At 68.6% G+C, this 20,841-nt stretch carries 21 protein-coding genes; 5 read left to right on the top strand and 16 right to left on the bottom strand.

Features of this window, described 5'->3' with window-relative positions; translation table 11 throughout:
- Positions 1 to 183 precede the first annotated feature (183 nt).
- Genes G9373_RS39760 through G9373_RS39750 form a run of 3 tightly spaced genes read right to left on the bottom strand, consistent with a single transcriptional unit; the run spans position 184 to position 2,773 of the window.
- The gene (locus tag G9373_RS39760; RefSeq protein WP_007298695.1) at positions 184 to 843 is read right to left on the bottom strand and encodes a hypothetical protein; all 660 of its coding nucleotides are present in this window, start codon (positions 841 to 843) and stop codon (positions 184 to 186) included.
- Positions 806 to 2,077, bottom strand: coding sequence for a histidine--tRNA ligase (hisS, locus tag G9373_RS39755; RefSeq protein WP_133986595.1), 1,272 nt, complete (start codon positions 2,075 to 2,077; stop codon positions 806 to 808). The genes G9373_RS39760 and hisS overlap by 38 nt, the downstream gene beginning before the upstream one ends.
- A 15-nt stretch (positions 2,078 to 2,092) precedes the next feature.
- Positions 2,093 to 2,773: an MBL fold metallo-hydrolase gene (locus G9373_RS39750; RefSeq protein ID WP_005566972.1), complete on the bottom strand. Its 681-nt coding sequence runs from the start codon at positions 2,771 to 2,773 to the stop codon at positions 2,093 to 2,095.
- Positions 2,774 to 2,954: 181 nt separating this feature from the next.
- Here G9373_RS39750 and G9373_RS39745 point away from each other — a divergent pair, with 181 nt between their 5' ends.
- Positions 2,955 to 3,833: a peptidylprolyl isomerase gene (locus tag G9373_RS39745; RefSeq protein WP_005260891.1), complete on the top strand. Its 879-nt coding sequence runs from the start codon at positions 2,955 to 2,957 to the stop codon at positions 3,831 to 3,833.
- Positions 3,834 to 3,854: 21 nt separating this feature from the next.
- Complete coding sequence (locus tag G9373_RS39740; RefSeq protein ID WP_005566973.1) at positions 3,855 to 4,649, top strand: peptidylprolyl isomerase; 795 nt, start codon at positions 3,855 to 3,857, stop codon at positions 4,647 to 4,649.
- 70 nt (positions 4,650 to 4,719) lie between these two features.
- Here G9373_RS39740 and G9373_RS39735 read toward each other — a convergent pair whose 3' ends face one another.
- The 10 genes from G9373_RS39735 to G9373_RS39690 all read right to left on the bottom strand — a co-directional run bounded on the left by G9373_RS39735 (position 4,720) and on the right by G9373_RS39690 (position 16,173).
- Entirely contained in the window at positions 4,720 to 7,095 is a 2,376-nt protein-coding gene (locus G9373_RS39735) for a RelA/SpoT family protein (RefSeq protein WP_005241006.1), read from the bottom strand.
- Positions 7,096 to 7,198: 103 nt separating this feature from the next.
- Positions 7,199 to 7,732 (bottom strand): adenine phosphoribosyltransferase, encoded by a 534-nt coding sequence (locus tag G9373_RS39730; protein WP_052023982.1) that lies wholly within the window; start codon positions 7,730 to 7,732, stop codon positions 7,199 to 7,201.
- Positions 7,729 to 9,465: an ABC transporter substrate-binding protein gene (locus G9373_RS39725; RefSeq protein WP_054248718.1), complete on the bottom strand. Its 1,737-nt coding sequence runs from the start codon at positions 9,463 to 9,465 to the stop codon at positions 7,729 to 7,731. Before G9373_RS39725 ends, G9373_RS39730 begins: the two co-directional genes overlap by 4 nt.
- A gap of 1 nt (position 9,466) precedes the next feature.
- Positions 9,467 to 10,699: a protein translocase subunit SecF gene (gene secF / locus G9373_RS39720; RefSeq protein WP_005260887.1), complete on the bottom strand. Its 1,233-nt coding sequence runs from the start codon at positions 10,697 to 10,699 to the stop codon at positions 9,467 to 9,469.
- A complete protein-coding gene (gene secD / locus G9373_RS39715; RefSeq protein WP_005240999.1) occupies positions 10,696 to 12,366 on the bottom strand; it encodes a protein translocase subunit SecD in 1,671 nt (556 codons plus the stop codon). The genes secF and secD overlap by 4 nt, the downstream gene beginning before the upstream one ends.
- Positions 12,367 to 12,510: 144 nt before the next feature.
- Positions 12,511 to 12,888 (bottom strand): preprotein translocase subunit YajC, encoded by a 378-nt coding sequence (gene yajC / locus G9373_RS39710; protein ID WP_120659205.1) that lies wholly within the window; start codon positions 12,886 to 12,888, stop codon positions 12,511 to 12,513.
- 136 nt (positions 12,889 to 13,024) lie between these two features.
- Complete coding sequence (ruvB, locus tag G9373_RS39705; protein WP_133986594.1) at positions 13,025 to 14,122, bottom strand: Holliday junction branch migration DNA helicase RuvB; 1,098 nt, start codon at positions 14,120 to 14,122, stop codon at positions 13,025 to 13,027.
- A complete protein-coding gene (gene ruvA / locus G9373_RS39700) occupies positions 14,119 to 14,721 on the bottom strand; it encodes a Holliday junction branch migration protein RuvA (protein WP_133986593.1) in 603 nt (200 codons plus the stop codon). Before ruvA ends, ruvB begins: the two co-directional genes overlap by 4 nt.
- Positions 14,718 to 15,287: a crossover junction endodeoxyribonuclease RuvC gene (gene ruvC / locus G9373_RS39695; RefSeq protein ID WP_005240990.1), complete on the bottom strand. Its 570-nt coding sequence runs from the start codon at positions 15,285 to 15,287 to the stop codon at positions 14,718 to 14,720. Before ruvC ends, ruvA begins: the two co-directional genes overlap by 4 nt.
- A gap of 133 nt (positions 15,288 to 15,420) precedes the next feature.
- Positions 15,421 to 16,173, bottom strand: coding sequence for a YebC/PmpR family DNA-binding transcriptional regulator (locus G9373_RS39690; protein ID WP_005260882.1), 753 nt, complete (start codon positions 16,171 to 16,173; stop codon positions 15,421 to 15,423).
- Between the two features lie 144 nt (positions 16,174 to 16,317).
- On the opposite strand from G9373_RS39690, the gene G9373_RS39685 reads away from it, so the two are divergent.
- Positions 16,318 to 16,674, top strand: a complete 357-nt coding sequence (locus G9373_RS39685; RefSeq protein WP_005240987.1) for a GntR family transcriptional regulator — start codon at positions 16,318 to 16,320, stop codon at positions 16,672 to 16,674.
- Positions 16,671 to 17,591, top strand: coding sequence for a hypothetical protein (locus G9373_RS39680; RefSeq protein ID WP_065490684.1), 921 nt, complete (start codon positions 16,671 to 16,673; stop codon positions 17,589 to 17,591). The genes G9373_RS39685 and G9373_RS39680 overlap by 4 nt, the downstream gene beginning before the upstream one ends.
- On the opposite strand, the gene pdxT is transcribed toward G9373_RS39680, so the two are convergent.
- Positions 17,588 to 18,196 carry a pyridoxal 5'-phosphate synthase glutaminase subunit PdxT gene (gene pdxT, locus G9373_RS39675; protein WP_005240983.1) on the bottom strand — a complete coding sequence of 203 codons (609 nt, stop codon included), beginning with the start codon at positions 18,194 to 18,196 and terminating at the stop codon, positions 17,588 to 17,590. The two genes, G9373_RS39680 and pdxT, sit on opposite strands and share 4 nt — an antisense overlap.
- Positions 18,193 to 19,047, bottom strand: a complete 855-nt coding sequence (gene tesB, locus G9373_RS39670) for an acyl-CoA thioesterase II (protein WP_005260880.1) — start codon at positions 19,045 to 19,047, stop codon at positions 18,193 to 18,195. Before tesB ends, pdxT begins: the two co-directional genes overlap by 4 nt.
- Before the next feature lie 56 nt (positions 19,048 to 19,103).
- Between tesB and G9373_RS39665 the strand changes: the two genes are divergently transcribed.
- Positions 19,104 to 19,727 carry a hypothetical protein gene (locus tag G9373_RS39665; protein ID WP_005565687.1) on the top strand — a complete coding sequence of 208 codons (624 nt, stop codon included), beginning with the start codon at positions 19,104 to 19,106 and terminating at the stop codon, positions 19,725 to 19,727.
- Between the two features lie 6 nt (positions 19,728 to 19,733).
- Here the strand turns inward: G9373_RS39665 and G9373_RS39660 are convergent, their stop codons facing one another.
- Positions 19,734 to 20,555 (bottom strand): acyl-CoA thioesterase II, encoded by an 822-nt coding sequence (locus G9373_RS39660; protein WP_054248930.1) that lies wholly within the window; start codon positions 20,553 to 20,555, stop codon positions 19,734 to 19,736.
- Between the last annotated feature and the right edge of the window lie 286 nt (positions 20,556 to 20,841).

The raw sequence follows: 20,841 nt of genomic DNA, 5'->3' as shown, positions 1-20,841 counted from the left end.
GGGCGGGGATGGCGGGCGCCGGGCGCGGCGGCGACGACCAGCTGAGCGGGCGGTCCACACCGAGCTACCTCGTCAACGCCGGCGAGAACAACGCGTTCGTCGGCGACCTCCCCATGGTCGCGCCCGCCGTGATCGGCGGCGAAGACCTGGACGACACTCCGTTCGGCGACCAGAGCTGATCGCTCAGTCGAGGAGCGCTGCCACCTCGTGATCGGTGAGCGTGGTGGTGGGCACGCGGCCTTCCGAACGCACCAGTTCCACGGCCCGGAACAGGGGGCGTTCGGGAAGGCCCGCGCCGCGCGCCTCCGCACGGAGCTGCTCGATGAGCACCGACGCGATCGCGGCGGCCGGCACCAGTTCGCTCGTCGTCAGGGCGTCGGCCAGCCTGCGGAGCCCGAGGATCTCGAGTTCACGGCCGCCGTCGGTCGTGTAGAGGGCGAGCGGTATCGCGAGGCTCCCGTCGGGGTCCGTGATCCGCACGCTCACCTCGCTGACCCGAGCCGAACGGACCACCAGTTCCGCCGCGACCGCCCTCGTGACGTCGACGTGCCGGCTACGCAGTCCCCCGGTCGACCGGATTCGCCCGGTCTGCAGTGTGACTCGACGCCGCAACGTGAGGAGCGCGGAGGCGGCGGTCGGGACCGCGATCACGGCCCCGACCGTCACACCGACCCACACGGGCCCGAAGAACCCGACGATGACGCCGACCACCACACCGATCAGCACGGCGATCGCCGCGACCCGCTTGAGTCGCGGCGCGATCAACTCGATCGGAACGAGGTCGAGTGACACCGGCGCGGTGTCGTCACGCGCCAAGGATGGCTCCGACGCGTGCGACGACATCCGCCGAGGAGACCGATTCCTGATCTCCGGTGGCGAGATTCTTGATTCCCACCGTCCCGTCGGCGATGTCGCGGTCGCCGAGCACGAGTGCCAGCGCGGCGCCGGATCGGTCGGCGGCCTTCATCGCGCCCTTCACCCCGCGGTTGCCGTACGCGAGATCGACTCGAATCCCCTGGGCGCGCAACTGCTGAGCGATCACCACCAGCTTCGCCTTCGCTTCCTCGCCCAGCGGGACGCCGAAGACCTCACAGCGGGCGGTCGAGCCTGCGGTCTTGCCCTCGGCAGCGAGCGCCAGGACGGTCCGGTCGACACCGAGCCCGAAACCGATGCCGGACAGCGGCTGACCGCCGAGCTGAGCCATCAGACCGTCGTACCGTCCGCCGCCACCGATACCCGACTGCGCGCCGAGACCGTCGTGGACGAATTCGAACGTCGTCTTCGTGTAGTAGTCGAGGCCGCGGACCATTCGCGGGTTCACCACGTACGGCACACCCAGCGCGTCGAGGTGTGCGAGCACCTCGTCGAAGTGCGCCTTCGCCGTGTCCGAGAGGTGATCGAGCATGAGCGGTGCGTCCGCCGTCATCTCGCGCACCTCCTTGCGCTTGTCGTCGAGCACGCGCAGCGGGTTGATCTCCGCCCGCCGACGCGTCTCCTCGTCGAGGGGAAGCGCGAACAGGAACTCCTGCAACCGTTCCCGGTACTGCGGCCGGCACGTGTCGTCACCGAGGGAGGTGATCTCCAACCGGAACCCGTCGAGGCCGAGGCACCGGAAACCGGCGTCGGCGATGGCGATGACCTCGGCGTCGAGGGCGGGGTCGTCGACACCGATGGCCTCCACCCCGACCTGCTGCAACTGGCGGTAACGACCGGCCTGCGGGCGCTCGTAACGGAAGAACGGTCCGGCGTAGCTCAGTTTCACCGGCAACTGGCCGCGGTCCAGGCCGTGTTCGATCACGGCCCGCATGACGCCCGCCGTGCCCTCCGGCCGCAGGGTCACCGAACGATCACCGCGGTCGGCGAACGTGTACATCTCCTTGCTGACGACGTCGGTGGACTCGCCGACGCCGCGGGCGAACAACCCGGTGTCCTCGAAGATGGGAAGTTCGATGTGGCCGTATCCGGCCAGTCGCGCAGCGCGCGTGAGTCCGTCACGGACCGCGACGAACTCGGACGACTGCGGCGGGACGTAATCGGGGACGCCCTTGGGGGCGGAGAAGGTGCTGGCTTTGCTCACTGTCGTTACTTTTCCTTATTTCGATCCCGAGAGTCCAACGAGAAAGGGGTTCGACCCACGTTCGGCGCCGACGGTGCTCGACCCGCCGTGCCCGGGCAGGACCGCGGTGTCGTCGGCGAGGATCAGAAGCTTGTCGGCGATGGACTGCAACAACTGTTCGTGATTGCCGCCGGGCAGGTCGCTGCGGCCGATCGACCCCTGGAACAGCGTGTCACCGGTGAGGGCGATCTCGACGGGGCCGTTCTCGGTGGCCACGCGGGTCCGGAAGACCACGGACCCCTGCGTGTGCCCCGGGGTGTGGTCCACAGCGAACGACATCCCGGCCTGCTCGATCACGTCGCCGTCGGCAAGCGCGATCACCTCGCCGGGCTCGACGAACGTCATGCCCTCGATGAACGGCTTCATCGTCGGTCCGATGCCGCGGCCGGGGTCCGACAGCATGTACCGGTCCTCGGGATGGATGTACGCGGGGATACCGAACTTCTCGCAGACGTCGTAGGCGTTCCAGACGTGGTCGAGGTGACCGTGGGTCAGGAGCACCGCGGTCGGCGTGAGATTCGACTGGTCCAGGAACTCGAACAACGGTTCGGCGGCGTCCTGTCCTGGGTCGACGACGACGCATTCCTGGGCATCGTCCTGCGCGAGGATGTAGCAGTTGGTCTGAAACATCCCGGCCGGGAATCCTGTGACGAGCACCTGTGAGGCTCCTGTTCGAGTGGACATTGCAGTCGCTACAGCCTAAGCCGCCGCCCCGGCAGGATGTTCTCAGGTTCGGATGGCAGACTCTGGAGGTCGTGTGCCGGGGGTAGTTCGCACCGACCAACTGCTATATCGATCGACCGACTGCCAGACAGACCGATACGGGAGGACCACCGCAGTGCCGAGCAACGAGCAGCGCCGGGAAGCAGCCAAACGAAAGCTCGAGCGTCAGCTCGAACGCCGCGCCGACAGAGCACGCAAGCGTAAGCAGCTGACCATCGCCGGTTCGGTGCTCGGTGTCGTGCTCGTGGTGGCGGCGGGCGCCGTCGTCTTCGCCCTCACCAGCAGCGACGACGACGCGACGGAAGCGTCGGCGGCCGAGTCGGTGTCGGCGTCGCCGCAGTCGCCCGGTGTGATGCCGGCGGGCCGGTCCGAACCGCTGCCCGAGAAGGTGTCCTGCACGTACACCCCCGGCACTCAGCCGCCGGCGAAGCAGGTGAACCCGCCGCGCACCGACGACATCGACACCACCCTCCAGGAAGTCAGCGTCAGCATGCAGACGACGCAGGGCAACATCGGCCTGATCCTGGACAACGCCGACTCCCCGTGCACCGTCAACAACTTTCTGAGCCTGGCGAGCCAGAACTACTTCGACAACACCCCGTGCCACCGGCTCGTCACGTCCGAGGGACTGAAGGTCCTGCAGTGCGGTGATCCCACGGGCGCAGGCACCGGCGGTCCCGGTTACGGCTTCGCCAACGAATTCCCCACCGACCAGTACGAGGCATCGGATCCGTCCCTGCAGGTGCCGGTGACGTACCCGCGCGGCACCATCGCGATGGCCAACAGCGGTCAGCCCGACAGCAACGGCAGCCAGTTCTTCCTCGTCTACGCCGACTCGCAGCTGCCCCCGCAGTACACCGCGTTCGGGAAGGTCGACGAGACCGGTCTCGCGACCATCGAGAAGGTGGCGGCGGCCGGTGACGACGGATCGATGCAGGCCGGCGGCGGCAAGCCGAACCTGCCTATCGACATCACGTCCGTCCGGATGGACTGAGTCTCGTGTGAGGATGGACCGATGAAACGCACCTCGATCCTCGTCGCAGGCGTGAGCCTCGCGGTCCTCCTCGCCGGCTGTTCGGATTCGTCGGACTCCGGCGGCACGTCGACCGGCACCTCGTCGAAGGCGGCCCCCACGAGCGCGGCGGAACAGTCGCTCGATCTGTCCAAGTTCGGCACGCTGCCGCCGGTCCCGGCGCCGGCCGCGGCCACCGTGGACTGCACGTATCCGGCCGGGCAGCCCGCCGCCAAGGACGTCACCCCGCCGCCCACTTCCGGGGTCTCCACCGAAGGCACCGTCCCGGTCGACCTCCAGACCAGCGCCGGACCGATCGGCCTGGTCCTCGACCGCGCCGAAGCCCCGTGCACGGTCAACAGCTTCACGAGTCTGGCCCAGCAGGGCTACTTCGACGACACACCCTGCCACCGGCTGACCACGGAGCTCGGCCTGCAGGTCCTGCAGTGCGGCGATCCCAGCGGGAAGGGCACCGGCGGACCGGGCTACGGATTCACCACCGAGTACCCGGAGACGGCGTTCGCGCCGAACGATCCGGCACTCGCGAATCCGGTGGTCTACCCGCGCGGCACCGTCGCGATGGCGAACAGCGGGACACCCGGCAGCAACGGCAGCCAGTTCTTCCTCGTCTACGCCGACTCGGTGCTCCCGCCCAACTACACCGTGTTCGGGACGATCTCCGAGGAGGGCCTCGCGACCGTCGAAAAGATCGCGGCGGACGGCGACGACGGATCCATGTCCGCAGGCGGCGGCAAGCCCAACACCCCGGTCCAGATCGAGACCGTGAAGGTCGGCTGACCCTCTCCCCCCGGCTACACGAACGGGACGGTCGTTCGATCAGATCGAACGACCGTCCCGTTCGTCATTGCTACGCGGCGGACGTCACCCGGTACACGTCGTACACGCCCTCGACGTTGCGGACCACGTTCAGCACGTGCCCGAGGTGCTTCGGGTCGCCCATCTCGAACGTGAACTTGCTGATCGCCACCCGGTCGCCGGACGTCGTCACGGACGCCGACAGGATGTTGACCTTCTCGTCCGCGAGCGCCTTCGTCACGTCCGACAGCAGCCGGTGCCGATCGAGCGCCTCGATCTGGATGGCCACCAGGAACACCGACGACGGCGACGGCGCCCACTTGACCTCGATGATGCGCTCGGACTGCTCCTGCAGAGAGCCCGCGTTGGTGCAGTCGGTGCGGTGAACACTGACCGCGCCGCCCCGGGTCACGAAACCCATGATCTCGTCGCCGGGAACCGGTGTGCAGCACTTGGCCAGCTTGGCGACCGTGCCCTCCGCGCCGGGAACGAGCACGCCCGCGTCGCCGGTGCTCCGAGGGCGCATCGGCATCGTGGACGGAGTCGACCGCTCGGCCAGCTCCTCCTCGACGTCGCCGACACCGCCCAGGTGAGCCACCAGACGCTGGACGACGTGCTGCGCCGACACGTGGCTCTCACCGACGGCCGTGTACAGCATCGACACGTCGGTGTAGTGCAGTTCGTGCGCGATGGACGCCATCGATTCGGCGTTCATCAGGCGCTGCAGCGGCAGCCCGACCCGCCGCACCTCCTTCGCGATGGCGTCCTTGCCCGCCTCGAGCGCCTCTTCACGACGTTCCTTGGCGAACCATTGCCGGATCTTCGTCTTGGCGCGCGGGGAGACGACGAACGTCTGCCAGTCGCGGCTCGGGCCCGCGTTGACGGCCTTCGACGTGAAGACCTCCACGACCTCGCCGTTCTCGAGCTTGCGTTCGAGCGCCACCAGCCTGCCGTTGACCCGGGCGCCGATACACCGGTGCCCGACCTCCGTGTGCACTGCGTACGCGAAGTCGACGGGTGTCGACCCGGCGGGCAGCGTCACCACGTCGCCCTTGGGGGTGAAGACGAAGATCTCCTTGACCGCCAGGTCGTAGCGGAGCGACTCGAGGAACTCACCCGGGTCGGCGGCCTCACGCTGCCAGTCGAGGAGCTGACGCATCCACGCCATGTCGTCGACCTCGGCGACGTCACCGGAGTGCCTGCCCTTGGTCTCCTTGTACCGCCAGTGCGCGGCGATACCGAACTCGGCGGTCCGGTGCATGTCGTGGGTGCGGATCTGCACCTCGAGGGGTTTGCCCTCCGGCCCGACCACGGTGGTGTGCAGCGACTGGTAGACGCCGTAGCGCGGCTGCGCGATGTAGTCCTTGAACCGGCCCGCCATCGGCTGCCACAGCGAGTGGACGACGCCGACGGCCGCATAGCAGTCGCGGACCTCGTCGCACAGGATTCGCACGCCGACCAGGTCGTGGATGTCGTCAAAGTCGCGGCCCTTGACGATCATCTTCTGGTAGATCGACCAGTAGTGCTTGGGCCTGCCCTCGACGACGGCGTTGATGCGCGACGCCGTCAACGTCGCGTTGATCTCCGCGCGAACCTTCGCGAGGTAGGTGTCGCGGGACGGCGCACGGTCTGCGACGAGCCGCACGATCTCGTCGTACTTCTTGGGATGCAGGATCGCGAAGGACAGGTCCTCGAGTTCCCACTTCACGGTCGCCATGCCCAGCCGGTGGGCCAGGGGCGCGATCACCTCGAGCGTTTCGCGGGCCTTGCGGGCCTGCTTCTCGGGCGGCAGGAAACGCATGGTCCGCATGTTGTGGAGCCGGTCGGCCACCTTGATCACCAGCACGCGGGGGTCGCGGGCCATCGCGATGATCATCTTGCGGATGGTCTCGCCCTCGGCGGCGTTGCCGAGCACCACCTTGTCGAGTTTGGTGACGCCGTCGACGAGGTGGGCGACCTCTTCGCCGAACTCGTCGGTCAACTGCTCGAGGGAGTAGCCGGTGTCTTCGACGGTGTCGTGGAGCAGGGCCGCGACCAGCGTGGTCGTGTCCATCCCCAGTTCGGCGAGGATACTGGCGACGGCGAGCGGATGCGTGATGTACGGGTCGCCCGACTTGCGGCGCTGGCTGGCGTGCCGCTCCTCCGCGACGTCGTAGGCGCGTTGTAGGAGCGCCAGGTCCGCCTTCGGATAGAGCTCGCGATGCAGGCTGACGAGCGGTTCGAGAACCGGCCGGATGGTCGTGTTCCGCTGACCCGTGATGCGCCGGGCGAGTCGCGCTCGTACCCGGCGCGATGCGGACGCCGGAACGGCGAATCCCTGTGCTCCACGGTTGTTACCGGAAGCCGGGTTCGCTGCAGGTGACTCGGCATCGGATTGCGCAGACGAGGTTGATCCCGTGTTCTGCGACCGATCAAGATTCGAAGTCATGCCGTCACCTCCTACCACTGAAATGGCTCGGGCCGTGCGGCCCTGGTTGGTCTCGGGCATGCGCCCCGGTGGCCGTGACGACCACCAGGCACAACTTTAGTACTCAGATCGTGACGAGGGACGTGAGCGGGTACTTTCCGAGCCGCTCCCGGCCACCCAGCGCGGCGATCTCCAGGACCACGGCGACACCGATCACCCGGGCACCTGCGGATTCCACCAGTCGTGCCGTGGCGTCGAGGGTTCCGCCGGTGGCCAGGACGTCGTCGACGACGAGCACCGAGCGCCCGTCCAGACCGATCGATCCGCTCGGAATCTCCAGCGTGGCCGTTCCGTATTCGAGGGTGTACGACTGCGACAGCACGGGCGGCGGCAGTTTGCCCGACTTCCGCACGGCCACCACACCGGAGCCCAGTTCCCGGGCGACGCCGCCGCCGAGGAGGAACCCCCGCGCGTCGACGGCGGCAATCACGTCCGCCTCCGGGGCGCAGGCGGCGAGCGCGTCGACGACGACGCGGAAACCGTCCGCGTCGGAGAAGACCGGCGTCAGATCGGCGAACCGCACCCCGGGTTGCGGAAAGTCGTCGGCCCACCGGGTGAGCCGGTTTACGGCGTCACGCGCCGAAGAATGGTCGATCACCTGCGCAGAACCCACCTGTCCATGTTCCAGCCGGCGCCCGAACGCGTCGGATTGATTGCTCCCGCCTGCAAACCTGTTGCGAACGCGACGGTCCGCGGCTGGTCGAACAGTGGCACCGTGGGCACGTCCGACCACAGGATGTTCTCCGCCTCCGTCGACAACGACAGCTGGGTGGCGGTGGAGCTGTCGACCGCGAGTTGATCGACGATCTGATCGACGCGGCCGTTGCTGTAGTCCCCGAAGTTCGATCGGATACCGCTGCGGAGGGCGTACATCGCGGTCGTGGCCGCCGCCGTGCCCGCGGCGCCGGGAGCGGCGGCCGTGCCAGCGAGGACCACGTCCACCTGCCCCTCGCGCAGCATCGACGGCGTGAACTCGGGCGACGCGACGTCCTGCACGGTGATACCGGCCGGGGCACACGCCGCTGCCACCGCCGCCACGATCTCGGCGCGACGCGGGTTCGGACCCAGGTATCCGACACGGACGGTCGCCGACGTGTTGCCGGTGTCGGCCAGTGCATCCGCCGCCGCTGCGGTGTCCGCCGTCTCGTACCGCCCGCCGACGGCACCGGCCACCGACTCGTGAACAAGACTGTCGGGGGCGGTGACCCGGGTGTCGACCGGGCCCCCGGACGCCGCGCCTGCCTCGTCCGGCTCCGTGGCGATCCCGAACTTCGACGCCAGCTCCTCCCGGGGCAGGCACGCCGCGAACGCCCGCCGTCCGGCCGCGTTCTCGAACAGGCCCGAGGTGGACAGGACGAACTGCTCGACGCTGCGCGACGGCACCTCCGTCACGTCGAACCCGCCGAGATCCAGGTCCGGTGCCGATCCGGCGGCGACGTCGACCACCTCGACCGAACCGTCACCGATCCGCGCACTCACGTCGGAAGACTTGGGCCACACCACGATCCGGGACGTGGCCGGACGGTTCCCCCACCAGCGGTCGTTGGCCACCAGCACGAGGCCCTCATCCTCGGAGAACGATTCGACCTTGTAGGGGCCGGACGCGGGGAACTTGGCGAGGTCGAGGTCGCCGGGCGCCATCGTCCATCCGTCGTTCCAGAAGTCCGCGACGCGCGTCAATGCGTCCGCGTCCGAATTCTGCACGGCGGCCACGATGTCGGGCACGCCGGCAGCACTGGCGACCACGTGCGCCGGCATCATCGACGTCGCGTCGAACAGCGACTTCCAGTCGGTGACAGTGCGTCCCGCCTTGAACGTGACGACGGCATCCTTCGCGCCCGTCTGGCAGTCGACCCGGTCGATGTCCGAGTAGCCGGCGGTGCTCGCCGCATCGAACATCGGGAAACGGCCACTGTTCGCCGCCCACGTCAGCACCAGATCGTCGCAGGACATCGGTACGCCGTCGGAGTAGACGGAGTTCGGATTGAGCTTGTACTGGATCGTCAGGGCGTCCCCGGGCATCGCGTTGGCGGTGCCGATGTCCGTGTCGGCCACCGGTCCGCCTTCCGGGCCCGTGTAGTTGAACCCGGGCAGAACCCGCGCGAACGCCTGACGCGCCCCCGACACCGCACCCGCGACGCTGTTGGCGTTGTAGGTGGTGACGGTGTTGTCGATGGCGTACCCGATAGACGGGATCTGCTCACCCTCCTCGGAACATCCGACGAGCGATCCGGCGAGGACCACGGTCGCGAGGAGGCCGGCACCCGACACGGCCGTAATCCGGCCGCGTCGGGTGTGCGCACCGCGCCGGGTGCTGTGCGATGCGGGCATGTCAGTGCCTCTTCTTGTTGCGCTTCCCGGTGGGACGTGAGCCCGGAGTGGGTGCGGTCGCCGCCGACCGGCGGCGCGGGACGGCGGCGACCGCCGCGGATGCTGCGACTTCGGCCGCCGGGGTACCGGCCTTCTGGGCACCCCCCTGTGCCAGGGTCGCTCGGCGAGCGAGGACCTTGCGCGTGTGCGCGGCCACCGGACCCCACCGCTCCTTCAGCGTGACCAGCAGGGGAGTCGCGAAGAAGATCGACGAATAGGCGCCGACGATGATGCCGACGAGCTGCACCAGCGCCAGGTCCTTCAGCGTTCCGACACCGAGCATCCAGACCGCGACCACCATCAGCGCGAGCACCGGCAACACGCTGATCAGCGTGGTGTTGATGGACCGCATCAGCGTCTGGTTGATCGCCAGGTTCGCCTGCTCGGCGTAGGTGCGACGGGTCAGGTGCAGAATCCCGCGCGTGTTCTCCTCGACCTTGTCGAACACCACCACCGAGTCGTAGAGCGAGAAACCGAGAATGGTCAGCAGACCGATGACGGTCGCCGGGGTCACCTCGAAGCCGACGAGCGAATACACACCGGCGGTCACGGCGATGTCGAAGAACAGCGCGACGATCGCGGCGATCGCCATGTCACGCTCGAACCGGACTGCGATGTACACGCTCACGATCACCAGGAACACAAGCAGCGCGATCAGCGCCTTCTGGGTGATCTGCCCGCCCCACGTCTCGCTGACGTCGGCGATGCTGATCACGTTCTTGCTGACGTTGCCGTCACTGTCCTTCGGCTGGAACTCGTCGTACAACGCGTCCTGAAGCGTCACCACCTGCGCCGCGTCGAGTGCCTCGGAGCGGATCTGCACGGTCGCGCTCGAACCCGAGCCCACCGTCTGCACCGAGACGGGATCCATGCCCAGCGCCTCGGAGTAGACCTCCTCCACCTGCGCGGTCTCCACCCCGCCGCCGGCGGGGAACTGGATCCGCGATCCACCCTCGAAATCGATACCCAGGGTGAACCCGCGGACGAGGATGCTCAGCAACGAGATCAACACGATCGTGCCGGTCAGGATGTAGTAGAAGCGCCGCCGCCCGACCACCTCGAAGGCGCCGGTTCCGGTGTAGAGCCGCGACAGCAGGCTGTGCTGGGGCATCGACGACTGGTTGACGCCCGAATCGGACAGCGAAGACTCGGGGTCCGTCTGCGACGCAGACTGGGACGTGGTCGATTCGCTCATACTCGTGACTCCTTCGCCGACGCTGCGGCAGCCTTGCGTTCCTTGGCGATCTGCTGCACGGCACCCAGCCCGTTGACACCGGGCTTCGACCAGAACGGCGACTTCGAGGCCAGGTGGACCAGCGGCCACGTCACCAGGAACACCACGACGACATCGAGGACGGTGGTCAGGCCGAGGGTGAACGCGAAGCCGCGCACCTGGCCGATTGCGAGGACGTACAGCACCGCGGCGGCGATGAAGCTGACCGCGTTACCGGACAGGATGGTCCGGCGTGCACGGGCCCAGCCGCGCGGAACCGCGGACCGGAAACTGCGTCCCTCCCGCATCTCGTCCTTGATTCTCTCGAAGAACACCACGAACGAGTCCGCGGTCATACCGATACCGATGATCAAACCGGCGATGCCCGCGAGGTCGAGGGTGAAATTGATGTACCGGCCGAGCAGCACCATGATCGCGTAGACCATCACACCGGACAGCACCAGCGACAGCGCCGTCAGCACCCCGAGCATGCGGTAGTAGAGCAGGCAGTAGAGCAGCACCAGGACCAGACCCACCAGACCGGCGATGAGACCGGCCTCCAGCGAGGCGAGACCCAGCGTCGCCGACACGGTCTCCGCCTCCGACGCCGCGAACGACAGCGGCAGCGAGCCGTACTTCAGGGTGTTCGCGAGTTCTTTCGCGCTTTCCGCGGTGAACGAGCCGGTGATCGACGTCGAGCTGCCTGCGGGTGTCGCGCCCTGGACGACCGGTGCGCTCACCACCTTGGAGTCGAGCGTGAACGCGGCCTGCTTGCCGATGTTCTGCGACGTGAACGTGGCCCAGGTGTTGCTGCCCTCGGACTTGAACGTCAGGCTCACCTCGTGCCGCGACTGCTGGGAGTTGTAGCCGGACGTCGCGTCGGCGATCTCCTGTCCGTCGATGATCGCCGGTTCGAGCAGGTACACGGCCTGGCCGTCGGTGGAGCACGCGACGAGCGGCAGGGCCGGGTCGTCGTTGCCGCGCAGCGGGTCGGGCACGCTGCAGTCGAGTGTCGCCATGGCCTGCTGCTGCACGGCCGGGTCGGTGCTCTGACGTGTGGCCCGCGCTGCCGCGATCTCGTCGGCCGCCTCGGCGGTCTCGGTACCGGACGCGTCGGCGGGCGCCGGTTCCGCCGTTGGAGCCGGCTCGGGAGAGGTGGACGGATCCTGAGCCGGGAACGGCCGATTCTGGGGCGCGGGAGTCTCGGTTCCGGCGGGAGTCTGGGCGGGCGTCTCACCGGCGGCGGGTGCCTGTGTGCCGGCAGGAGCCGCGGCCTGCGACGTCTGGACGGGACGGACGTACAACCGCGCCGTCTGGCCGAGCGAACGCGCCTGTGCGCTGTCGTCGCCGGGGACGGTGATGACGAGGTTGTCGCCGTCGATGACCACCTCGGAGCCGGACACGCCGAGTCCGTTCACACGGGTCTCGATGATCTCCTGGGCCTGCCGCAGGCTGTCCGGCGTCGGCTTGCTGCCGTCCGGGGTGCGTGCGGTGAGGGTGACTCGGGTCCCACCTTGCAGGTCGATGCCCAGCTTGGGTGTCGCGGACTTGTCGCCGGTGAAGAACACCAGGGCATACAGAACCGCCACGAGCACCGCGAAAACGGTGAGGTAGCGGACGGGATGCACCGATCCTGTGGAAGGTGCCACGATCTCTATGTCTCCTCAGTACGTGCAGTTCGGGTGGGAACGTTCACAGCGCACCAGGCCGGCAGACGCAGGGCTGTGCCCCGGTTGCCGCGCCCGGGGCGCCTGCGACGCGACGGCTGCGCAATTACGCCGCGGAAGCGTCGATCAATCCTTGTTCAGCCGCGGCGTGCTGTCGCCGCCGTTCTCGCGATCCTCGCGCACGATGTCGGTGGCGGGGGCCTCGGCGTCGATCGATTCGTGGTCGATGGAACCGTCACCCTGCAGCGGGGCGTCGACGATCTGCTCGCGGACCACGAGACGCGACCATGTGGTGACCACGCCGGGAGCGATCTCGAGGTTGATCGTCTCGTCGCCGAGTGCGACGACGGTGCCGTGCAGACCGGCAGTCGTGAGGACGCGGTCGCCGACCGAGAGCGAGTCCTGCAGAGCGCTCACCTTGGCCGCCTCCTTCTTCTGTCGGCGGATCCCCAGGAACATGGGGACGAGCAGCGCCAGAATCAGGAGCGGGAAGAGAAAATCCATCTGTAAGTCAACCTCGAGGTATGTCGCACGGTCCGAAGCACTGGTCCCGGTTGGACCGATGCAATACACCAGTGTGCCATCACCGGCCCGGACACCGGTTCGCTCGGCACGAGGCGGGCGTTTCTCCGGGGGTCGATCAGGGGTCTTCCGGATCGAACAGGGAGGCCTGCGGCTCGTTGACGCGGACCTCGATTCCGCCGGTCACAGCGTCGGGCGGCGGGGTCAGGCCCAGTTGCGTCCACGCGGCGGCCGTGGCGACACGGCCGCGGGGTGTCCGGGCGATCATTCCGGCGCGGACGAGGAAGGGCTCACACACCTCCTCGACGGTGGCGGGCTCCTCACCGACCGCGACGGCCAGGGTGGACACCCCGACCGGGCCGCCGCCGAAGCTGCGCACGAGGGCACTGAGAACGGACCGGTCGAGACGGTCGAGTCCCAGTTGGTCGACGTCGTAGACGGCGAGGGCAGCATGGGCGATCTCCCGGGTGACGACGCCGTCCGCCCGGACCTCGGCGTAGTCGCGAACGCGGCGGAGGAGGCGGTTGGCGATGCGGGGCGTGCCCCGGGACCGGCTCGCGATCTCGGCGCCGGCCTCCTCGCCGAGTTGCACTCCGAGAATGCCCGCCGATCGCATGAGGATCTGCTTCAGTTCCGCGGGTTCGTAGAAGTCCATGTGTGCGGTGAAGCCGAACCGGTCGCGCAGCGGTCCGGTGAGTGCCCCGGAGCGCGTGGTGGCCCCGACCAGGGTGAACGGCGCGACCTCGAGGGGAATGGACGTGGCACCGGGCCCCTTGCCGACCACGACGTCGACCCGGAAGTCCTCCATCGCGAGGTAGAGCATCTCTTCGGCAGGCCGGGCGATGCGGTGGATCTCGTCGATGAACAGCACGTCGCCCTCGACGAGATTGCTCAGCATGGCGGCCAGATCGCCCGCCCGTTCCAGCGCCGGACCCGACGTCAGCCTCAGCGAGGATCCCAGTTCGGCGGCGATGATCATCGCCATGCTGGTCTTCCCCAGCCCGGGCGGACCCGAGAGGAGGATGTGGTCGGGGGTGCCGCCGCGCATCTTGGCGCCGGTCAGGACGAGTTGCAACTGCTCCCGGACCCGCGGTTGCCCGATGAAGTCGTGGAGGTTCTTCGGCCGCAGGCTGGCCTCGATGTCTCCGTCGCCGGGTACGAGATCGGCCGAGACCGGGGACTCCTCGTCGTAGTCGCCGCCGGGTTCGGGATTCATCTGGTCTTCCCGAGCAGGGAGAGGGCGGAGCGCAGGGCGGACGACGTGGTCGACTCGGGCGCCTCGGCGAGGACGGCGTCGGTGGCCTGTTCCGCCTGCTTGGCCGGGAATCCGAGCCCGACCAGGGCTTCGACGATCTGGTCGCGGACCGATCCGCCGCCGCCCACACCGAGCGGCACCGCCCCGGACGTGGACGCGACGGCGTCGACCTTGTCGCGCAGTTCGACGACCATCCGCTCCGCCCCGCGCTTGCCGATGCCCGGCACCCGCGTGAGCGCCGTGACGTTGCCCTCGGCCAGCGCTGCCCGCAACGCGTCGGGTTCGAGGACGGCGAGGGTCGCCATCGCCAGGCGCGGGCCGACTCCGGACACGGTCTGGAGCAGCCCGAACAACTCCTTGGACTCCGAGTCGGGGAACCCGTACAGCGTCATCGAGTCCTCGCGGACGATCATCGCCGTGACCAGCCGGGCCTCGGTTCCCCGCTGCAGTCCGCCGAGGGTGGCCGGCGTCGCGTTCACGCGGTATCCCACTCCGGCGGATTCGATCACCGCATGGTCGAGGGCGATCTCGAGCACCTCGCCGCGGACGGACGCGATCATCGTGTACCTGCCTTCTTCACTTCGGCCAGTCGGGCCTGGTAGCGACGTTTCTGTTCGGCGGCGGCGGCTTCGGCGCGGGCCATGCGTTCGATCATCGGAGCCCGCCAGCAATGGCAGATCGCCAGTGCCAGCGCGTCCGCCGCGTCGGCCGGTTTGGGTGCGGCCGCCAGTTTGAGGATGCGCGTCACCATCGCCGTCACCTGAGCTTTGTCTGCCGAGCCGCTCCCGGTGACGGCGGCCTTGACCTCACTGGGGGTATGGAAACACACGGGGATGCCGCGGCGCGCGGCGGCGAGGGCGACGACGCCACCCGCCTGCGCGGTGCCCATCGCGGTGCGCACGTTGTGCTGGGAGAACACCCGCTCGATCGCCACGACCTCAGGCCGGTGCAGATCGATCCACGATTCGGCCGCTTCGGAGATGCGCAGCAGCCTGGACGCCAACTCGAGGTCGGCCGGGGTCCGGACCACGTCGACGGCGATCGGGGTGACGGTGCGGCCGCTCCCGCCGTCCACCACTCCGAATCCGCACCGGGTCAGACCGGGATCCACACCCAGCACACGCACGCAAAGCCACCTCTCCCACGCCGAACAGCTGTTCGATAGCTTAGCCGTGGGGTCGGACGAGTCGGCGCATCAACACGCAGGACGGGGCGCGGCGAGCGAGCACCGCTCCCCCGCCCCGCCCCGCGCCGTGCGATCAGTCGTCGAGTTCCGCGAGCACCTCGTCGGACAGGTCGACGTTGGTGTAGACGTTCTGGACGTCGTCGGACTCCTCGAGCGCGTCGACGAGCTTGAACACCTTGCGGGCTCCGTCCGCGTCGACCGGGACCTCGACGGACGCGCGGAAGTCTGCCTCGGCGGAGTCGTAATCGATTCCCGCCTCCTGCAGTGCGCTCCGGACGGCGACGAGGTCGGTGGGCTCGCTCACGATCTCGAACGTGTCGCCGAGGTCGGTGACCTCTTCGGCACCCGCATCGAGGACCGCCATCAGCACGTCGTCCTCGGTCTGGTCACCCTTCTCCAGAGTGACGACGCCCTTGCGCGTGAACAGGTAGGACACGGAACCGGGGTCGGCCATGTTGCCGCCGTTGCGGGTCATCGCGGTACGCACCTCGCCGGCCGCACGGTTGCGGTTGTCGGTCAGGCACTCGATGAGGACGGCGACACCGTTGGGTCCGTAGCCCTCGTACATGATGGTCTGCCAGTCGGCGCCGCCCGCTTCTTCACCGGCGCCGCGCTTGCGGGCGCGCTCGATGTTGTCGTTGGGGACCGACGTCTTCTTGGCCTTCTGGATGGCGTCGTACAGGGTGGGGTTTCCCGCAGGATCGCCACCGCCGGTACGGGCCGCCACCTCGATGTTCTTGATCAGCTTCGCGAAGGCTTTGCCACGCTTGGCATCGATCACAGCCTTCTTGTGCTTGGTGGTGGCCCATTTGGAGTGGCCGCTCATGCGATTCAAGCCCCTTTCCTGCTGCCTTTGGCACGCCGAATGCGCGGTTTCAGCTTTGACGATGTTACCCGCAGCCCGGCCGCCCCTGCGCGTTCCCGGGGTAACAACTCGCATAAGTCGGCATTGTTTGCATAGAATGCAAACATGTTGATGCGGGTCGACCACAGCTCCACCACCCCACTGGGTGAACAGATCGCCGCCAATGTGCGCGGCGCGTTCCTGCGCGGCGAGATCGGCGCGGGCGATCGGCTCCCCTCCGCCCGGGCGCTGGCCGAGTCCATCGACGTCAACCTCCACACCGTGCTGCGCGCGTACGCCGCGCTGCGCGACGAGGGCCTGATCGACCTCCGCCGGGGCCGGGGCGCGGTCGTCCGCGCCGACACGGACCCGGTACACACCGGATTGACCGAAGCCGCACGCACTTTCGTGTCCGAGGCACGACGCCTCGGACTCGACACCGAACAGATGCTCGACGTGATCAAGGAGACCACCAGACAATGACGACCTCCCGAACGCGCCTCCTCGCCGCAACCTCGGCGGTGCCCCTCCTCGCGCTCGTGATCGCGAGACTCGCCTGGAGCGGCGAACTGCCGCCGGTGGTGGCCAGCCACTGGTCCGGCACCGAACCGGACCGATTCAGCGACACGACCACCTACTTCTGGATCGCTGCCGCCGTCTGCGCGGCCGCCACCGCGATCGCCGGCGCCGTGGCGGCGCGGGCCCGCACCGACGCCGCGCTCTGGCTTCCCGCCACCGTTCTCATCGGGTGGACGGTGGCCACGGCCTGGATCGTCAGCGTCGCCGCCACGATCGAGGCGGGCTCGCCCGAAGCGGCGACGCTGGGCTGGTGGATCATCGTTCCCCTCTTGGGAATCGTGTGGGCGATCGCCACGTTCGCCCTGCTCCCCCGGACGTCGCACTCCGCAGAGAACGGTGCAGCGCCGACGCTGCCCGTCCCCCTGACGCCCGGCGAGCGGGCAGCCTGGACCGGATATGCCCGCGGACGGTGGGCGGGCGTGCTCGCTCTCGCCATGGCCGTGGCCGCCGTCGTCTCCGCGCTGGTGGGAGCGCTCTGGCTCGCCGTCCTGTTCCTCGTCCTGACGATCGCCGGCGGCGGCTTCGCCTCGGTGACCGTGCAGATCGACCGCACGGGACTGACCCTCTCGTCGTGGAACGTCCGCTGGCGGAAGATCCCGCTCGACTCGATCGACGAGGCCCGGGTCACCGAGATCCGCCCCGCGGAATGGGGCGGCTGGGGCTACCGCTTCACGCCGCGCGGGACCGCGGTCGTGATCCGCGCCGGCGAGGGCATCGTGGTGACCCGCACCGGCGGCCGCCCGTTCGCGGTAACCGTGGACGGCGCCGCGCAGGGTGCGGCGCTCCTCAACACACTCGTCGCGCCCCGTCCGGCGAGTTAGACCCCGCGGACGATGTCGACGAACAACTCGTGCACCCGCCGGTCGCCCGTCACTTCCGGGTGGAACGACGTGGCCACCACGGAACCCTGCCGGACGGCCACGATCCGTCCGGCGGCCGCGCCGCCCGACTCGGGCACGCGGGCGAGGACCTGCACGTCGTCGCCGACGCGCTCCACCCACGGTGCCCGGATGAACACGGCCCGCATCGGGTCGCCGACGATGCCCTCGAATTCGAGGTCGGACTCGAAGGAGTCGACCTGACGACCGAAGGCGTTGCGGCGCACCGTCATGTCGATCGCACCGAGGTGCTGCGCGTCGGGCCTCGTGTCGAGGATCTCGCTCGCGAGGAGGATCATCCCGGCGCAGGACCCGTAGGCAGGCAACCCGTCGTGCAGGCGCGCCTTCAGCGGTTCGAGCAGTTCGAAGATCTGCAGCAGCTTGCTCATCGTCGTCGACTCGCCGCCCGGAATGACGAGCCCGTCGATCTTCTCGAGCTCCTCCGGGCGCCGGATACCGACGGCGTCGGCACCCGAATCGTTCAGTGCAGCAAGGTGTTCACGGACGTCGCCCTGCAGGGCGAGTACTCCGACGAGGGGACGGGTCATGCCATGTTTCCTGTCTCGATGTCGCGCTTGTCCTGATCGCGCTGGATGCGGGTCAACCCCTCCTGGACTACGGCGGCGACCATGGTGCCGTTCCGGTCGAACATGCGGCCCTGGGTGAGGGCGCGGCCGAAGCCGGCGGAGGGTGAGGTCTGGTCGTAGAGCAGCCACTCGTCGGCGCGGAACGGGCGCAGGAACCACATGGCGTGATCGAGCGACGCCGTCTGCGTGACCACTCCCGGGTGCGGGACCTTCGACGCGCCGAGGAGCGTCATGTCGCTGAGGTAGGCGAGGGTGCAGATGTGGAAGACCTGATCGTCCGGCAGCTTGCTGCGGTACCGCATCCACACCCGTTGCTGCGCGGCGATTCCGGGCGTCTTCCCGGTGGAGTCGGCCGGAACGATGCGGACGTCCCATTCCTTCCACTCCCGGTAGAGATCGGTGGCGGCGAACTCCTCGAGGGTCTGTGCGTCGACGAGCTCTTCGGGGGCGGGGACGGACGGCATCGTGTCCTGATGCTCGATGCCCTCGTCCTCGCTGTGGAACGACGCCGACATGGTGAAGATCGCCTTGCCGTCCTGGATTCCGGTGACGCGCCGCGTACAGAAGGATCTGCCGTCCCGGATCCGGTCGACCAGGTACACGGTGGGTTTCGCGGGATTTCCGGGGCGCAGAAAGTACCCGTGCAGGGAGTGGACCTTGAACGCCTCGTCGACGGTACGGACCGCGGACACCAGCGACTGACCCGCGACCTGCCCACCGAACGTCCTCTTCAGAACAGACGGATGAACCGCGCCGCGGAAGATGTCCTTCTCCAGCGCTTCGAGTTCGAGAACGTCCTCGATGCTCGCCATGAGCCCTCCTTCTGTGCCTGGTCAAGGTTATCCGCCCGGTTCGGGCTCGAGGCACGATGGGTGCCATGACGATGTTCACACCGACGAGCCCGGACGGTCTCGTCGCCCTCGTCACCGAACGCTGCCTCGCCGTTCACGGCACCGCCGTCGTCGCGATCGACGCGCCCGACGGCGCGCAGCCCCTGCCCCTCGCGGACGCGGTGTGCGCGTCGCTGCGGGAGCAGGGCCGCCCCTGTGACGTCGTGTCCCTCCACGACTACGTCCGTCCCGCCTCCCTGCGGTTCGAGCAGGGACGCGACGACGAACTCAGCTACCGCACCCTCTGGTTCGACTACGACGCCCTGAACCGCGAGGTGGTGCGGTCGGTCCGCACCGACCGCCGGTGGTTGCCGCGCCTGTGGGACGAGGACGAGGATCGCTCCGCCCGCTGCGCCCGCGTTCCCGCGGCCGACGGTCAGGTGCTTCTCGTCGCCGGCCCGATGCTGCTCGGCCGGGACCTCGACTTCGACGTCACGGTGCAACTCCATCTGGGCGAGGGAGCCCTGATGCGCCGCACCCCGGCCGATCAACGATGGACCGTGCCCGCCCTGCTGCGCCGTGCGGCCGACGTCACGGTCGAACCCGACCTGCTGGTGCGGTACGACCATCCGCCGAGGCCCGCGGTCCGGGCGGGCAGCTGAGTCCGCTCACGTCGTGCGCAGGAACCGGGTCAGCCCTTCCTGCACGACGGCAGCGACCAGGTTGCCCTTCCGGTCGAAGATCCGGCCCTGCGCGAGCGCCCGACCGAAACCGGCGGACGGTGACGTCTGGTCGTACAGCAGCCACTCGTCGGCCCGGAACGGTCGCAGGAACCACAGCGCGTGATCGAGTGAGGCACCGTTGATCTCGACACCGGGGTGCGGGGTCATGGCGGAACCGATCAGCGTCATGTCGCTCATGTAGGCCAGTGCGCAGACGTGGAAGACGGGGTCGTCGGGCAGCGTCTTGCGGGACCGGAACCACGCCTGCTGCTGAGCGGCCGCACCGCGCCGGCGGTCGACCTCCCCGTGGCCGACCATCCGGATGTCCCAGTCGGACCACTCCTGGGCGAGCCAGGCGATTTCCGGGTCGTCGGAGTCACTGGCGAACGGCAGGGTATCGGGCGGCGGCACCACGGGCATCTCGTCCTGGTGCTCGATGCCCTCGTCCTCGACCTGGAACGACGCCGACATCGTGAAGATCGCCTGACCGTCCTGAACGGCGCTGACCCGCCGGGTGACGAACGACCGACCGTCCCGGATGCGGTCCACGAGGTACACGATCGGCATCGTGGGGTTTCCGGGGCGGAGGAAGTATCCGTGCAGCGAATGCACCATGAAGCGGGGGTCGACGGTGCGGACCGCCGCCACCAGCGCCTGACCGGCCACCTGCCCGCCGAACGTCCGGGGAAGCATGGTTTCGGTCGCTATGCCTCGGAAGAGGTTCTCCTCGAGGGGTTCCACTTCCAGGATCTCTTCGATCGTCGCCATCCACGGCCCCTTCCGATGCTCGTCCGCTGACACTCTCACACGGGTCCCGGGCACCGGCGCACCGCACCGCACGAGGCCCGTGTGAGGGCCTCGTGCGGTGCGAACGGAAGCAGTGCGGCGCCGGGAGCGCCGCGATCGATCACAGATCGATCGTGGGGATCACCAGCCGCGTTCGGCGAGCCGGTGCGGGACCGGGATGTCGTCGACGTTGATCCCGACCATCGCCTCACCCAACCCGCGGGAGACCTTCGCCAGCACGTCCGGGTCGTCGAAGAACGTGGTCGCC

This window comes from Rhodococcus sp. A14 (assembly GCF_011603105.1).
GTDB lineage: Bacteria > Actinomycetota > Actinomycetes > Mycobacteriales > Mycobacteriaceae > Rhodococcus_F > Rhodococcus_F opacus.
Note: the sequence above shows the minus strand (reverse complement) of the source record. Positions and strands in the feature narration are given on the sequence as shown.

Bases quoted from the DNA above. Each gene is read 5' to 3' on its own strand.
- tesB (WP_005260880.1), bottom strand. From the start codon at position 19,047: ATGGCGAGCATCGAGGACGTTCTCGAACTCGAAGCGCTGGAGAAGGAC.
- pdxT (WP_005240983.1), bottom strand. From the start codon at position 18,196: ATGACCCGTCCCCTCGTCGGAGTACTCGCCCTGCAGGGCGACGTCCGT.
- yajC (WP_120659205.1), bottom strand. From the start codon at position 12,888: ATGGATTTTCTCTTCCCGCTCCTGATTCTGGCGCTGCTCGTCCCCATG.
- ruvB (WP_133986594.1), bottom strand. From the start codon at position 14,122: ATGAATCCCGAACCCGGCGGCGACTACGACGAGGAGTCCCCGGTCTCG.
- secF (WP_005260887.1), bottom strand. From the start codon at position 10,699: ATGAGCGAATCGACCACGTCCCAGTCTGCGTCGCAGACGGACCCCGAG.
- G9373_RS39760 (WP_007298695.1), bottom strand. From the start codon at position 843: ATGTCGTCGCACGCGTCGGAGCCATCCTTGGCGCGTGACGACACCGCG.
- G9373_RS39685 (WP_005240987.1), top strand. From the start codon at position 16,318: ATGTTGATGCGGGTCGACCACAGCTCCACCACCCCACTGGGTGAACAG.
- G9373_RS39690 (WP_005260882.1), bottom strand. From the start codon at position 16,173: ATGAGCGGCCACTCCAAATGGGCCACCACCAAGCACAAGAAGGCTGTG.
- G9373_RS39660 (WP_054248930.1), bottom strand. From the start codon at position 20,555: ATGGCGACGATCGAAGAGATCCTGGAAGTGGAACCCCTCGAGGAGAAC.
- G9373_RS39740 (WP_005566973.1), top strand. From the start codon at position 3,855: ATGAAACGCACCTCGATCCTCGTCGCAGGCGTGAGCCTCGCGGTCCTC.
- G9373_RS39725 (WP_054248718.1), bottom strand. From the start codon at position 9,465: ATGCCCGCATCGCACAGCACCCGGCGCGGTGCGCACACCCGACGCGGC.
- G9373_RS39665 (WP_005565687.1), top strand. From the start codon at position 19,104: ATGGGTGCCATGACGATGTTCACACCGACGAGCCCGGACGGTCTCGTC.
- G9373_RS39680 (WP_065490684.1), top strand. From the start codon at position 16,671: ATGACGACCTCCCGAACGCGCCTCCTCGCCGCAACCTCGGCGGTGCCC.
- ruvA (WP_133986593.1), bottom strand. From the start codon at position 14,721: ATGATCGCGTCCGTCCGCGGCGAGGTGCTCGAGATCGCCCTCGACCAT.
- G9373_RS39735 (WP_005241006.1), bottom strand. From the start codon at position 7,095: ATGACTTCGAATCTTGATCGGTCGCAGAACACGGGATCAACCTCGTCT.